Here is a 15,888-nt window from a genome sequence, read left to right on the forward strand (position 1 = left end):
GTAAATAGATGAAAACGATTAAAGAAATCACTACAGCTTTGAAGGAAGCGGAGGAATGGCAGGACTGGATGGTAGGAGTAGAGAGTGATGAACGTGCGGGTGTGCAAAAGGCTTGGCTAAGCTGGAAAAAGCGCCAAGATAAAAAACAACAGCTACTGCAGGAACATCAAACGAAAGTTGATTTCGATCAAAGCTACGGAGGAAAAGAAGTCTTCATTGCAGGGGTAGATGAAGCAGGACGTGGACCTTTAGCAGGACCAGTAGTAACTGCTGCTGTTATTTTACCCTCAAACTGCGAGGTTCTTGTCGGATTAAATGATTCAAAGCAATTATCAAAGGATAAACGCAATGCCTATGCTGCTTTAATAAAAGAACATGCATTAAGTTATTTTATCCATTTCCAATCAGCGCAACAAATTGATGAATTAAATATCTACGAAGCGACAAAACAATCGATGAAGACAAGTGTAGAATCGTTATCTATTAAGCCTAATTATGTGCTAGTTGATGCTATGACACTGCCAATCTCTATTCCACAGGATTCAATTATTAAAGGGGATGCGAAAAGCTTAGCTATTGCAGCTGCATCGATATTAGCGAAAACGGCTCGAGATGATTATATGGATCAATTGGACAACGAATTCCCTATGTATGGTTTTGCTCAGCATGCAGGATATGGTACAAAGCAACATTTAAAAGCACTTGAAGAATTCGGCCCAACGAGCCATCATCGCAAGTCGTTTGAGCCGATAAAGTCAATGCTTTAACTTCTTTCACAAATGTTTTATGTAGCGACAGCAAATAGCATACTAAAAATAAAAGGCTCTCCGCCAAAGTTAGGAATGGCATTAGTTAAAACGTATATCATGTGGTTAAGTTGATCTTCGTTCCGACTGGGCGACTCCTTGGGGATCAGCGTCACAGATGAGACCCTGGAGCGAGCCATCAGAGGAACGAAGGCTAAAAGCATCACGTCCTGTGATAACGCCTTCGTGACCAACATCGTGCTGTTGCTGTCGCTACGCTTTCGCACATACAAAACCCTCTGCTGCCGCTACGTTAGCACTACGCTTTCGCGCAAAAAACATCTGTTGGCCCAAGCGGCTCATCGGACGCCCCTAGGAAGCTCTGCTCTGCGCGAAAGCGAAACGTCAGCGGCAAAGGCCCAGGCGGAACGGAAATCACCCCACGTGATGGTGGTGAGCCAAATAAAAAATAGACGCCAATTACGCCAAGGAGTAATTGATGAAAGGAGTACGTATATGACAGCCACATCTTTTAATCCGATTCAAATGCAACAAGCTGCGGTAACCTCAACTAATCAGCCACTTGCTTTAAAACAAGGACAAGTATTTCATGGAACGATTAAACAATTATATCCAGATCAAACGGCAGAGATACAAGTTGGTCATCAGAAGTTTATTGCTAAACTCGAAGTGCCACTAAAAGCAGGTGACGCCCATTTCTTTCAAGTAACTGGTATAAACCCACAAACAGAACTAAAAGTTGTTACGGGTCCTATGGCGCAAACGGCATCCCAGAGTCAACAAATTAATCAGTTACTTGAATCGATGAATTTACCAAAGACGGCTGAAATGCAACAGCTTCTTGCCCATTTTATGAAAGCACAGCTACCGATTTCAAAGGAGCAACTGACGCAGGCAGAAATGTGGATGAAGGCATTACCAGATGGCATTACTAAACTAGATGCTCTACAAGCCATTCAAAAAATGGTGGAGCTTAAAATGCCTATGACAAATGACGTTTTTCAAGCGCTTATTAGTGGACAAAAAACTAGCGGCATGATTTCCGTGATGGAAAACTTCGCACAGCTTTTAGCTAAAGATACAGCTTTACCAGAGAACCTCAAGCAAAACCTAATGCAACAAATACAGGCAATTGCAAAGCCTTTTGAAGCAGAAACAGGTGGTTTAGTGCTTGCCAAGTCCGTACAAATATTAACTAATAATATGGCTTCTATGAGTGATAAGATTCAGGCCATGAATATGTTAAAGGATGCAGGGGTATTACCTCAGCAGGCAACCCTACAAAACTGGTCAAGTCTCAATGGTGTAAAGCCTGTCCAGCCAAATCAACTTCAACAGGCAGGAGAGGTTATACAAACAATTCTATCGACAAAATCTGACAATACAAATCAGCTTGTTGACCAGCTTAAAACATGGACAGCAAATCAAAGCCTGTTAACCAATGAACAAAAACAGCCATTAAATCAACTAATCGATAGATTTAATCAGCTACCAGCAACTAAACAAACGCTAGAGGTTTTTGCTAAACAGATGCAAGAACAACTTATAAAAGCGTTTGCAGAAAATTCTTCGGAGCGTTTGTTTACACAAGACGCCAATGCTCTTTCAGTGAAGGACCATTTATTATCGCTTTTAAAGCATGAAGCAACTTCTCCAATACAAAACGAAGCATTCATGCGAAGTCTTATGAAAAATAGTGTTGAATCCCCGCTATCAATGATTCAGCAGATTGTTACGCAAGCAGATGCTCATGTACAAAATTCTATGGACAGTAAAGCAATGGAACATGCACTTAAAACGGTATTAAAAAATCTAGGAGTTAGCTATGAAGCGACACTTAGTAATAAGTCAGCAGATTTACAGCAGATTGCACATCAAATAAAACCTCAGCTACATACATTATTGCAGGAAACACATGTTACTCCGCAGCTGAAGGAAGCTGCCGAAATGTTAATGGCGCGTATGAACGGCATGCAGCTAGCATCAGGGGAGAATGGCCATCAGCATCAGCTTATTATGCAAGTACCATTGGAATTCTTCGGCAAGAAAATGGATGCAACATTACAGTGGAATGGACGCATGAAGGAAGACGGTAAAATTGATGCCAATTACGCGCGTATATTATTTTATTTACAAATGGAATCTATGAAAGAAACGGTTATTGATATGCAGGTTCAAAATCGTGTAGTTTCTGTGACAGTATTTAACGAAAATAATGATATTATTCCGCTTGCAGAACCACTAAAAGCGGCATTAAAAATAGGCCTAGCTGAAAAAGAGTATCAACTTTCAGGCGTTTTTATTAAACAATTTGAAAAATCCCAACCTGAAAAAACCCCTGTAGTAGAACAGCAGGAGGAACATAGTGGGGTGGATTTTCGCATATGAGTGAAGAAAAATTTACTCGAAAAGAGGCTATCGCTCTCACGTATAAGTTAGGACGTTTTGATAGTCCAACAGTCGTAGCAAAAGGAAAAGGGAAAATAGCAGAAAATATATTAGCACGCGCGAATGAGCACGATGTCCCGATTTATGAGGATCCTAACCTTGTTCAATTACTTGGACAATTAGATTTAAATGAGTCAATTCCAGAAGAATTGTACGAAGCTGTCGCTGAGGTTTTTGCATTTATATATCGATTAGATCAACAACATGCGCAAAAATATAGAAAAAACAAAGAATTCTGATTTTCGTAAAACTCTGTTTTTAGTACACGAAGTAGAAGAAAGTGTCATATAAAAAGATAAAAAATGAACAAAAGACAAAGTGTAGACTTTATCAGAATCTTTAGTTAGAATAGATTATGTTAGTAAAACAATTTATGCAAATGTTTGATGGGAGGATGTATTATGAATATCCATGAATATCAAGGGAAAGAGATTCTTAAAAAGTATGGTGTAGCTGTACCAAATGGAAAAGTTGCTTTTTCCCCTGATGAAGCAGTGAAAGTAGCGAAGGAACTTGGCTCTAATGTAACAGTAGTCAAGGCGCAAATTCATGCAGGTGGACGCGGTAAAGCAGGTGGTGTAAAAATCGCTAAAAACCTTGACGAGGTGCGTACATATGCAAAAGAATTATTAGGTAAAATTTTAGTGACTCATCAAACAGGTCCTGAGGGAAAAGAAGTAAAACGCTTATATATTGAAGAGGGTTCTGATATTCAAAAAGAATACTATTTAAGCTTAGTATTAGACCGCGCAACATCCCGTGTAACAATGATGGGATCTGAAGAGGGCGGCATGGATATTGAAGAAGTAGCAGAAGCACATCCAGAAAAAATCTTCAAAGAAGTTGTGGATCCTGTTGTTGGGTTAACAGGCTTCCAGGCACGTCGCATGGCGTTTAATATGAATATTCCAGCAAACCTAGTAGGGAAAGCTGTTAAATTAATGTTAGGCTTATATCAAGCGTTTATCGACAAAGATGCTTCGATTGTAGAAATTAATCCACTTGTTGTAACTGGACAAGGCGAAGTTTTAGCATTAGATGCTAAATTTAATTTCGATGCAAATGGGTTGTATCGTCATAAAGATATTGTCGAATTACGTGATTTTGATGAAGAAGATCCAAAGGAAATCGAAGCATCAAAATATGACCTTAGCTATATTTCACTAGATGGCAACATTGGCTGTATGGTTAATGGAGCTGGTCTTGCTATGGCTACAATGGACACAATTAGCTATTATGGCGGAAGCCCCGCTAACTTCCTAGATGTAGGTGGCGGTGCAACAGCTGAAAAAGTAACAGAAGCTTTCAAAATTATCCTTTCTGATCCACATGTAAAAGGCATTTTTGTTAACATTTTTGGCGGAATTATGAAATGTAACATTATCGCTGAGGGTGTTGTAACAGCTGCCAAAGAAATCGGCTTAGCTGTGCCGTTAGTTGTACGTTTAGAAGGTACAAATGTAGAACTTGGAAAAGAAATTTTAAATGCATCTGGTTTAAACATCGTTGCAGCAGATTCAATGGCTGACGGTGCACAAAAAATTGTGGGACTAGTAGGCTAAGGAAGGCAGGGAGAACAATGGCTGTATTTATTAACAAAGATACGAAGGTAATTGTACAAGGGATTACGGGCGAAACAGCGCTTTTCCATACGAAGCAAATGCTTGAGTATGGTACTAAAATTGTAGCAGGTGTTACACCGGGTAAAGGTGGTCTTGAAATCGAAGGAGTACCTGTGTTCAATACTGTAGCAGAAGCTGTAGCTGCGACAGGCGCGACAACTTCAGTTATTTATGTACCTGCTCCATTTGCTGCAGACGCTATTTTAGAGGCTGTTGATGCTGAATTAGAATTAACAATCTGTATTACTGAGCATATTCCTGTCCTTGATATGGTTAAGGTTAAACGTTATATGGAAGGTAAAAAGACGCGCCTAGTAGGTCCAAACTGTCCAGGTGTCATTACGGCAGATGAATGTAAGATTGGTATTATGCCTGGTTATATTCATACAAAAGGACATGTAGGAGTTGTTTCTCGCTCTGGTACATTAACATATGAAGCTGTGCACCAATTAACACAAGCTGGTATTGGTCAAACTACAGCTGTTGGTATCGGTGGAGACCCTGTCAATGGTACAAACTTTATCGATGTTTTGGAAGCGTTTAACAACGATCCAGAAACATATGCAGTTGTTATGATTGGGGAAATTGGAGGTACAGCTGAAGAAGAAGCGGCTGAGTGGATTAAAGCGAATATGACGAAACCTGTCGTTGGCTTTATCGGTGGGCAAACAGCGCCTCCAGGTAAACGTATGGGTCACGCTGGTGCTATTATTTCTGGTGGTAAAGGGACAGCAACAGAGAAAATTAAGGCAATGAATGCTGCTGGTATTGAAGTAGCAGAGACGCCATCTGTTATTGGTGAAACGCTTATTAAAGTAATCAAAGAAAAAGGGCTGTACGAAAAGTGTAAAACCCATTAAAATGGAAGATGTAGCACATTGTGGCTACATCTTTTTCTTTTCCCTTATTTAGACACTGCTTAACTTGCTTCTAATAGAAGTATGTTCAAGCAAATGTGATTTCTTACTTCCTACTTCTTCAGTTTAACTTATTTCAGCAGAAGTCTCCCACCTCTATAGGTGGTGAGATGAATGCGGATTTAAGTTACTTTTCAAACATCCGTTTAAATAGAGGAACTCAGTCTAAGAGCGCCACGTCCTGTGGCAACGACTGAGTGACCAACATCACGTTGGCCCAAAGCCTCCTGCGGATGTCACGGAATCGGAAAGGAGTTCTTTGTGCAGGCACAAAGCCGATTCCGGACGCAATTTTGCCGAGGCATAATTGATAAGGAATGCGGTCATTTAATTTCTTCTATATAAAAGGAGGCTTTTAAATGATTTTTTCAGTCGATACACAGAGATTACTAGCTTTACATTATGTATACCCATTACCACTTCAGAAACTTCAGCAACTGTTGTCCCCTGTGGATGTATTCAGTTATTTTGAAGAAGCGCCCCCTTATGAAATTGCAAAAGCACTGCAAATATCATCGCAGAGAGCCTTGCGAATTTCTAGGAGTTTTCGACAAATTATGACATTGTCGTTTGAAGAGGCCTATGAACGGGCCCTTATTTTCCCCATACCTTTTCATCATCCTTTTTATCCGGCGCAATTATTTGAAATATCCAGTCCACCTACTGTATTGTATGTGAAAGGTCAGCGTTCTATATTAACGAAAGAAAAACAAGTAGCCATTATAGGCTCTAGAAAGGCTACGGCTTATACAAAGACTGCGATGGATCTAATCGTTCCACCTCTTGTAGAACATGGATATACAGTTGTGAGCGGGCTTGCAAGAGGGGCAGATACGATAGCTCATGAGACAACTTTAAAAGTTGGTGGTTCCACAATTGCAGTACTTGGTCACGGTTTTAATTATATATACCCTAAGGAAAACCAGTCTCTCGCTGAGCATATGGCGGAGCATCAGTTACTTGTCACAGAGTATCCTCCATATATGAAGCCTGAGAAATGGCATTTTCCAATGCGTAACCGAATAATTAGTGGACTGTCCAAGGCTTTAGTTGTAACAGAAGCTGCGTTAAGAAGTGGAACGCTTATCACAACAGAATACGCATTAGAGCAAGGTAAAGATGTATTTGTTGTACCAGGACCAATTGATGCGGAGCAATCAAAAGGCACAAATAAATTACTATTAGAAGGCGCTATTCCAGTGTGTAATGGTCACGATATCGTTGAAACACTTGCGCTCTTTTCTAACAAAAATTGAAAAAAAGTTGCATTATCTTAAAATCTGTTATACATTTTGCAACAGGTAACTTAAAAAAATTAGCAATAGACCTCGCTAAGGGGGAGACATAGATGGCGGATTATTTAGTGATTGTAGAATCACCAGCAAAAGCAAAAACAATTGAACGATATTTAGGGAAAAAATATAAGGTGAAAGCGTCAATCGGGCATGTTCGTGATTTACCACGTAGCCAAATGGGCGTTAGTTCTGAAAATAATTACGAACCTAAATATATTACTATTCGTGGTAAAGGGCCTGTTTTACAGGATCTAAAGTCTGCGGCTAAAAAAGTGAAGAAAGTCTTTCTAGCGGCCGATCCAGACCGCGAGGGAGAGGCAATTGCTTGGCACCTTGCGACTGCGTTAAATATTGATATTAATTCAGATTGTCGTGTCGTTTTTAACGAAATTACAAAAGATGCGATTGTAGAATCCTTTAAAAATCCACGTCCTATTAACATGGATTTAGTAGATGCGCAGCAAACAAGACGTATATTGGACAGACTTGTTGGTTATAACATTAGCCCGATTTTATGGAAAAAAGTTAAAAAGGGATTATCAGCAGGACGGGTTCAATCTGTAGCACTACGCATGATTATTGATCGTGAAAATGAAATTAAAAACTTCCAGCCAGAAGAATATTGGACAATAGAAGGATCTTTTGAAAAAGGTAAAAAAACGTTCGATGCACTATACTATGGTGATGGTAAAGAAAAAATTAAATTAACAAATGAAGAACAAGTAAAATCTATTTTAAAAAATGTTAAAGGTACAAACTTTGACGTTGTGAATGTATCAAAAAAAGAACGTAAACGAAATGCAGCACCTGCTTTTACTACATCTTCTTTACAGCAAGAGGCTGCACGTAAGTTAAATTTCCGTGCTAAGAAAACGATGATGCTTGCACAACAATTATATGAAGGTATTGATATTGGTAAAAAAGAGGGTACAGTCGGTTTAATCACTTATATGCGTACCGATTCAACACGTATTTCGGATACAGCGAAAACAGAGGCAATGGCATACATTGAATCGAAATACGGTAAAGAATACATTTCCACAGAGACGAAGCAGACTAAAAAAGCATCGAATGCACAAGACGCCCATGAGGCCATTCGTCCAACTAGTACAATGCGAGCTCCAGAAGAATTAAAAGCGGTGCTTAGTCGTGACCAATTGCGCTTATACCGCTTAATATGGGAGCGCTTTATCGCAAGTCAGATGGCACCAGCTGTACTTGATACAGTTGCTGTAGACCTTCAAAATGGTGATGTTTTATTCCGTGCAAACGGCTCGCAAGTTAAATTTGCAGGCTTTATGAAGCTATATATTGAGGGTACCGATGATCAAACAGAAGAAACAACAAAGCTTCTACCGGATATGGCAGTTGGCGATCAAGTAAAATCCCTTGAAATCGAACCTAAGCAACATTTTACACAGCCACCACCACGTTATTCAGAGGCGCGTCTTGTAAAAACAATGGAAGAGTTAGGTATAGGGCGCCCGTCCACATATGCACCGACCCTCGATACAATTCAGCGCCGTGGCTATGTCGTATTAGATGCAAAACGATTTATGCCGACAGAGCTAGGAGAAATCGTACACCAACTCGTACTAGAGTTTTTCCCTGATATCATAAATATCGAATTCACAGCACAAATGGAGCAAGATTTGGATGATATTGAAGAAGGTGGTCGTCAGTGGAAAGAAGTTGTGCATGAGTTTTATAAGGACTTTGAGGTTCATGTGAAATATGCAGATGAGGCTATGGAAAAGGTTGTTATAAAAGATGAACCGGCTGGCGAGGATTGTGAGCTTTGTGGATCTCCGATGGTCTTTAAGCTTGGACGATATGGGAAATTTATGGCTTGTTCAAACTTCCCAGATTGCCGCAATACAAAAGCTATTATGAAACCTATTGGCGTAAAATGTCCTTCTTGTGAAACAGGCGAAATTGTAGAACGAAAGAGTAAAACAAAGCGTTTATTCTATGGCTGCAATCAGTACCCTGAGTGTGAATTTGTCTCATGGGACAAGCCAATCAGCAGACCGTGTCCGAAATGTAGTGCATTATTAGTAGAGAAAAAAATAAAAAAAGGTGTGCAAATTCAGTGTACGAAATGTGACTATGAAGAAGCACCTATTCAATGATAGAAAGATGGTAAGAACATGACTGAACAAGTAGTAAATGTAATAGGCGCAGGTCTTGCAGGCAGTGAAGCAGCTTGGCAAATTGCTAAGCGTGGAGTAAAGGTTAGACTGTATGAAATGAGACCAGTTAAACAAACTCCTGCACACCATACTGATAAATTTGCAGAGCTTGTTTGTTCAAACTCACTACGAGCTAATGGGTTAACAAATGCAGTGGGTGTCATTAAAGAAGAAATGCGGATGTTAGATTCGGTAATTATAAAAGCAGCAGATGCTTGCTCAGTGCCAGCAGGTGGAGCTTTAGCTGTAGATCGTCATGAATTTGCAGGTTATGTAACAGATGCTGTGAAAAATCATCCTCTTGTGGAAGTTATTCATGAAGAGGTTACAGAAATTCCAGCAGGTATTACAGTTATTGCTACAGGACCATTAACATCAAAAGCTTTAGCTGAAAAAATTCAGAGCTTAACAGGTTTAGATTATCTATATTTCTATGATGCAGCAGCACCAATTATCGAAAAAGATAGCATTGATATGGATAAAGTTTATTTAAAATCTCGTTATGATAAAGGGGAAGCGGCTTATTTAAACTGTCCTATGACAAAGGAAGAATTTGATCGTTTCCGTCAAGCGTTAATTGAAGCAGAGGTTGTGCCATTAAAAGAATTTGAAAAGGAAATTTACTTTGAGGGCTGTATGCCTATAGAAGTAATGGCTGCTCGTGGGGAGAAAACAATGTTATTTGGACCGATGAAGCCAGTAGGTCTAGAAGATCCGAAAACAGGGAAACGCCCTTATGCTGTTGTTCAATTACGTCAAGACGATGCAGCGGGTACTCTTTACAATATTGTTGGCTTCCAAACACATCTAAAGTGGGGGCCACAGAAAGAAGTATTGCAACTAATCCCGGGATTAGAGAATGTTGAAATCGTTCGTTATGGAGTAATGCATAGAAATACGTTCATTAATTCTCCAAAAGTTCTAGAGAAAACTTATCAGCTTCGTGAGCAAAAAAATATTTTCTTTGCTGGTCAAATGACAGGTGTCGAAGGATATGTTGAGTCCGCTGGTAGTGGATTAATTGCTGGCATTAATGCAGCTCGATTAGTCTTAGGACAAGAACCGATTATCTTCCCATTTGAAACGGCGTTGGGAAGTATGGCGCGTTATATAACAGAAGCGCAATCGAAAAACTTCCAGCCAATGAACGTTAACTTCGGAATTTTCCCAGATTTACCACCAGGTCGTCGTTCGAAACCAGAGCGTGCAGAGATGCATGCTACACGTGCAATGGATACAATTCGTAATTTTGTGAATTCACAAACAATTTGATTGCAAAAAGCCTCTAAAAGTTGATATACTCTTAGAGGCTTTTTCTTTTTTGTAGACAAAATGCTTATTCACACGTATTTTATTATTTTATATGGAGATTTTCTCAAAATATAAACATTTTCACTTGCCATATGATGAAGATAGGTATAGTGTCAATATGTATGTTTATGTTCATTAACGATACCAAAGCGACAAACTAAAGAGGATAAACGAAATAGTACATCCTTTAATAGCAAGTGTAAGTAATTTGGGCTCATCGCCAAACGTTGGGGATGACATTAAAAACGTATGCTATGTATATAAGTTGGTTGGAGTGGAGACTGGGCGACTCCTTGGGGAATCAGTGTCACAGATGAGACCCTGGAGCGAGCCGGTAGGGGAACGAAGGCTAAAAGCATCACATCCTGTGATAATGGCTTCGTGACCAACATCCTTTTTGGCCCAAGCGGCTCATCGGACACCCTCAAGTAAGCGCCCAGTCGGAGCGGAAATCAACCCCACATTATGGTGATGAGCCGTAATTTGAGAAGGTTATCAATAATTCGTTGGTGGTGAATCTTTTAATGTTAGTTTCGTCCCAAGATGCACTTGAACAGTTCATGCTTTACATCCAGGTTGAAAAGAACTTCTCTGTTCATACAGTGCGAGAATATGAATCAGATCTACTAGATTTTTTAGCGTTTTTACAGGCGGAGGGCATAAATGATTTAGCTAGTGTTGAGTATATACATGCACGTCTCTATGTAACAAAGTTGTACGATGAAAAAAGAGCGAGATCATCTGTATCAAGAAAAATTTCCTCTATACGCTCCTTTTTTCGTTTTCTAAATAGACAGTACGGATTAGATGATGGAGCGTTTCGATCGTTATATCATCCAAAAAAAGAATCACGCTTACCTAGCTTTTTCTACGAAGAAGAATTGAAGCAGCTATTTGATGCGAATGTTGGAGATGATTTGAAATCATTAAGAAATACGGCTTTATTAGAGCTGTTATATGCGACAGGTATTCGTGTAAGTGAGCTTACCTCGATTCAAGTAGAAGATGTAGATTTCCACTATTCAATTATTAGGGTAATGGGAAAAGGGCGAAAAGAACGTATTATTCCATTCGGTCAATTTGCGAGTCTAGCCATGCAGGACTACATAGAGCAAGCTCGTCCGAGATTGATGAAAAAAACAAGTCATCAGCAATTGTTTGTCAACATGCGCGGTGGGGAACTTACTCCTCGAGGTGTACGTCATATTTTAACTGAAATGATTGACAAGGCCTCACTCCATACGAAAATATATCCACATATGCTTCGCCATACTTTTGCCACACATTTATTGAATAATGGCGCAGATTTACGTACGGTGCAGGAGTTATTAGGCCACGCACATTTATCTTCTACACAAGTTTACACACATGTAACAAAAGAGCATCTTCGTCAAACATATATGAATGCTCATCCAAGGGCATAATAAAGCTAAGGAGGAAGGCGAATGGGACAAATTCATGCAACAACAATATTTGCAGTTCATCATAATGGAGGTTGCGCCATGGCTGGTGACGGCCAAGTGACCCTAGGGAATGCAGTTGTGATGAAGGGTACAGCAAGGAAGGTCAGACGTCTGTTTAATGGGCAGGTGCTTGCTGGATTTGCAGGATCAGTTGCCGATGCTTTTACACTTTTTGAGATGTTTGAAGGAAAGTTAAATGAATACAATGGTAACTTACAACGTGCGGCAGTAGAAGTGGCAAAACAGTGGCGCGGTGATAAAATGCTACGCCAATTAGAGGCTATGCTACTTGTAATGGATAAAAATACGCTCCTTCTCGTTTCGGGTACAGGAGAAGTGATTGAACCAGATGATGGTATTTTGGCAATTGGTTCTGGAGGTAACTATGCATTATCTGCAGGCCGTGCTCTAAAAAAATATGCAGGTGATACAATGTCTGCGCGTGAAATTGCAGAAGCGGCATTAGGAACTGCTGCTGAGATCTGTGTATTTACGAATCATAATATTATCGTGGAGGCGCTTAACTAATGACACAAAATAATTTAACGCCAAGACAAATTACTGAGCATTTGGATCGTTATATCGTTGGACAAAATGAAGCAAAGCGAGCAGTAGCTATTGCACTACGTAATCGTTATCGTCGCTCACTATTAAGTGATGAGATGAAGGCTGAAGTAATTCCGAAGAATATTCTGATGATCGGACCTACAGGTGTCGGAAAAACAGAAATTGCTCGAAGAATTGCGAAGCTAACGAATGCGCCATTTGTGAAAGTGGAAGCAACGAAGTTTACAGAAGTAGGGTATGTTGGTCGCGACGTAGAGTCAATGGTACGTGATGTAGTAGAAGCTTCACATCGTCTTGTAAAGGAAGAAATGATGGAGTCTGTGAAGGAGCAAGCGGAACAGTTAGCAAACGAAGCAATCGTTAAGCTATTAGTTCCTTCCTTACGAAAAAAACAATCCATGCAAAATCCGTTTGAAATGTTATTTGGTGGTAAAGAACAGCAATCCAATGACGATACTTCTACTGAAGAAACTGAGGTACGTTCCAAACGTGCGCAAATCGCTATCGATTTACGTAACGGTAAATTAGAAAATGAATGGATTACAGTTGAAGTGACGGAACAAAATCCTTCTATTTTTGATGCATTACAAGGAACGGGCATGGATATGTCTGCAAACAGTGGTATGCAGGATATGCTATCTAGTTTGATGCCTAAAAAGCAAAAAAAACGCCGTGTACAAGTGAAAGATGCACGACGCATTTTAACTATCGAGGAAGCGAATAAGCTGATAGATGCAGACGAAGTTGCGCAAGAAGCCATTTCAAGAGCTGAACAGTCAGGCATTATTTTTATTGATGAAATTGATAAAATCGCTAGTAAGGAAGGTAACACTTCTGCGAATGTATCACGTGAGGGTGTACAACGTGATATTCTGCCAATCGTTGAAGGTTCTACTGTAACAACGAAGTACGGTGCTGTAAAAACAGACTTTATGCTTTTCATTGCAGCTGGAGCATTTCATATGTCGAAGCCGTCAGACTTAATTCCTGAATTGCAAGGTCGATTCCCGATTCGAGTAGAACTTGAAAAATTAACGAAGCAAGATTTTGTACGTATTTTGCAAGAGCCAGACCAATCGCTTATTCTACAATACAAGGCGTTGTTAGAAACAGAGGGTGTGGAAATAAACTTTACAGAAGATGCGATTGAACGAATTGCAGAAATTGCAACAGAGGTCAATCAGGAAACTGATAATATCGGAGCTCGACGTTTGCACACGATTTTAGAACGTTTGCTGGAAGAATTATCGTTTGAAGCAGCTGAAATTGCACCTGCAAATATTCCAATCACTGCAGCGTATGTAAATCAAAAACTTGCAGGTATAGTAAAGAACAAAGATTTGTCACAGTTTATATTGTAAGATAAGGCTGAATAGTACCATTCAGTTGTAAAAACCTTTAGAATATTAAGCAAATACTCTTCGGATTATTTATAGGAGGAACATATAATGAATTTATTAGAAAAAACACGTAAAATTAACTCGATGCTCCAAGCATCTGCTGGTAAACCGGTAAACTTTAAAGAAATGGCAGATACATTAGGAGATATTATAGACAGTAATGTTTATATTGTAAGCCGTAAAGGGAAGCTTTTAGGCATTTCAATTCACCAACAAATTGAAAACGAACGCATGAAAAAGATGTTCGAAGAGCGTCAATTCCCAGAAGAATACACACATAGCTTGTTTACAATTTCTGAGACATCTTCAAATCTAGATATTCATGACGAACATACTGCTTTCCCAATTGAAAACAAAGAGTTATTCCAAAACGCATTAACAACTATCGTACCGATTGTTGGTGGTGGTGAGCGTCTTGGTACATTAATTCTTGCTCGTTTATCTGCACAATTCGAGGATGATGATTTAATCTTAGCTGAGTATGGTGCAACAGTAGTTGGTATGGAAATTTTACGTGAAAAATCTGAGGAAATTGAAGAGGAAGCTCGTAGTAAAGCTGTTGTACAAATGGCGATTAATTCTCTTTCATACAGTGAATTAGAGGCTATTGAACATATCTTTGAAGAACTTGACGGACATGAAGGCTTACTTGTTGCTTCAAAAATTGCAGACCGAGTGGGTATTACACGTTCAGTAATCGTAAACGCATTACGTAAACTAGAATCTGCAGGTGTAATCGAATCTCGCTCTCTAGGTATGAAGGGTACTTATATTAAAGTACTAAACGATAAATTCTTAAATGCATTAGCTGAAATTAAAATGAAATAATAATAAAGCGTCCTTTGGGAACGTTACAAGGCATCTGGAATGATTTTTTCCGGATGCCTTTTTGAATTTTTTCGTAATTCGACAAAAATTTGAGGAAATTTATAGATGATTTACAATGCTTCAATTAAGTCAGACTATGATATAGTACTAAATGGGGGGGAGGAATCATCTATGTTTTAATCCTTTTTCGTATTTCCTATAGGTATGTTTTTATTCCTCTTAGACGCTGATGTCGTTGCTTTTTCCCTAAATCAGATTCCAATGATACACACAACTTTTAGCATAAAAATAAAAAAACAATGCTCCTATTGTTACTAGTAAGATGGTTATGGAATCTTCTTTAAACATTTTTTGAATATTCCGAGTTTAGGTTAGAATAGTAAAAAAGAACCCAAATTTAGACAGTGTGTTTACTACTAAAAGTAAAAAAAAGGGAAATATTTAATCCCAAAACCGTAAACACTGTCGAAATAGTGTAAAATAACTAGAAACAAGTTGAACCACAACGAAAGCAGGTGGCGCAAGGGGTGCAGAAGTTTTGTCCTGGTTATACATGTTAAAAAATAGGGCGTATATACTATTAAAAAGTGACAAAAGACAATAGACACTAGGTAGCATCTTAATTACAATTGTATTATTGGATAAAATAAGAAATAGAAATACATAAAATGAGGTGAATGGTTTTGAATTTATTCGGAGGAACTATTAGTAGCCTGGAAAACGGACTTTCCTATGCAACTTTAAATCATAAAACAATCGCCAATAACATTGCGAATGTCGATACGCCAAATTATAAAGCGAAAAATGTAAGTTTTAAGGATATGTTGGAGAAAGAACAGCAACTATCAATTTCGGCATATCGTACAGATAATAGACATTATGATTTTGCGATTCGACAATCTACGCCTGGTGTGAATAATATTGATGGCTTACGTTATCGAAATAATGGTAATGCTGTAGATATGGACGCTGAACAGGCGAAATTGGCAGAAAATCAAATCTACTACAATGCATTAACTGACCGTATGAACGGTAAGTTAAATACATTAAATACTGTTATTAAAGGAGGTAAGTAATA

General features: G+C 39.0%; 13 protein-coding genes. All 13 read left to right on the plus strand.

The window, feature by feature from the left end:
- Positions 1-8: 8 nt before the first annotated feature.
- Positions 9-767, plus strand: a complete 759-nt coding sequence (locus tag FJQ98_RS06020; RefSeq protein WP_053594191.1) for a ribonuclease HII — start codon at positions 9-11, stop codon at positions 765-767.
- Between the two features lie 495 nt (positions 768-1,262).
- Positions 1,263-3,155 carry a hypothetical protein gene (locus FJQ98_RS06025; protein ID WP_201406652.1) on the plus strand — a complete coding sequence of 631 codons (1,893 nt, stop codon included), beginning with the start codon at positions 1,263-1,265 and terminating at the stop codon, positions 3,153-3,155.
- Complete coding sequence (locus FJQ98_RS06030; protein ID WP_053594193.1) at positions 3,152-3,454, plus strand: EscU/YscU/HrcU family type III secretion system export apparatus switch protein; 303 nt, start codon at positions 3,152-3,154, stop codon at positions 3,452-3,454. Before FJQ98_RS06025 ends, FJQ98_RS06030 begins: the two co-directional genes overlap by 4 nt.
- 162 nt (positions 3,455-3,616) lie before the next feature.
- Complete coding sequence (gene sucC / locus FJQ98_RS06035) at positions 3,617-4,777, plus strand: ADP-forming succinate--CoA ligase subunit beta (protein ID WP_053594194.1); 1,161 nt, start codon at positions 3,617-3,619, stop codon at positions 4,775-4,777.
- A 17-nt stretch (positions 4,778-4,794) separates the two neighbouring features.
- Positions 4,795-5,697, plus strand: a complete 903-nt coding sequence (gene sucD, locus FJQ98_RS06040) for a succinate--CoA ligase subunit alpha (RefSeq protein WP_053594195.1) — start codon at positions 4,795-4,797, stop codon at positions 5,695-5,697.
- A gap of 416 nt (positions 5,698-6,113) precedes the next feature.
- Entirely contained in the window at positions 6,114-7,010 is an 897-nt protein-coding gene (dprA, locus tag FJQ98_RS06045; RefSeq protein ID WP_053594196.1) for a DNA-processing protein DprA, read from the plus strand.
- A 92-nt stretch (positions 7,011-7,102) separates the two neighbouring features.
- Positions 7,103-9,181, plus strand: a complete 2,079-nt coding sequence (gene topA, locus FJQ98_RS06050; RefSeq protein WP_053594197.1) for a type I DNA topoisomerase — start codon at positions 7,103-7,105, stop codon at positions 9,179-9,181.
- 18 nt (positions 9,182-9,199) lie between these two features.
- The gene (gene trmFO, locus FJQ98_RS06055; RefSeq protein ID WP_053594198.1) at positions 9,200-10,513 is read left to right on the plus strand and encodes an FADH(2)-oxidizing methylenetetrahydrofolate--tRNA-(uracil(54)-C(5))-methyltransferase TrmFO; all 1,314 of its coding nucleotides are present in this window, start codon (positions 9,200-9,202) and stop codon (positions 10,511-10,513) included.
- Positions 10,514-11,076: 563 nt separating this feature from the next.
- Positions 11,077-11,976 (plus strand): tyrosine recombinase XerC, encoded by a 900-nt coding sequence (xerC, locus tag FJQ98_RS06060; RefSeq protein ID WP_053594199.1) that lies wholly within the window; start codon positions 11,077-11,079, stop codon positions 11,974-11,976.
- A gap of 21 nt (positions 11,977-11,997) precedes the next feature.
- Entirely contained in the window at positions 11,998-12,543 is a 546-nt protein-coding gene (gene hslV / locus FJQ98_RS06065) for an ATP-dependent protease subunit HslV (RefSeq protein WP_053594200.1), read from the plus strand.
- Positions 12,543-13,943: an ATP-dependent protease ATPase subunit HslU gene (gene hslU, locus FJQ98_RS06070; RefSeq protein ID WP_053594201.1), complete on the plus strand. Its 1,401-nt coding sequence runs from the start codon at positions 12,543-12,545 to the stop codon at positions 13,941-13,943. Before hslV ends, hslU begins: the two co-directional genes overlap by 1 nt.
- An 87-nt stretch (positions 13,944-14,030) precedes the next feature.
- Positions 14,031-14,810, plus strand: a complete 780-nt coding sequence (gene codY / locus FJQ98_RS06075) for a GTP-sensing pleiotropic transcriptional regulator CodY (RefSeq protein ID WP_053594202.1) — start codon at positions 14,031-14,033, stop codon at positions 14,808-14,810.
- A gap of 683 nt (positions 14,811-15,493) precedes the next feature.
- On the plus strand, positions 15,494-15,886 hold the full coding sequence (flgB, locus tag FJQ98_RS06080) for a flagellar basal body rod protein FlgB (RefSeq protein WP_053594203.1): 393 nt from the start codon (positions 15,494-15,496) through the stop codon (positions 15,884-15,886).
- Positions 15,887-15,888 lie beyond the last annotated feature (2 nt).

Origin of the sequence: Lysinibacillus agricola (genome assembly GCF_016638705.1) — a bacterium.
In the GTDB taxonomy this organism is placed as follows: Bacteria; Bacillota; Bacilli; order Bacillales_A; family Planococcaceae; genus Lysinibacillus; species Lysinibacillus agricola.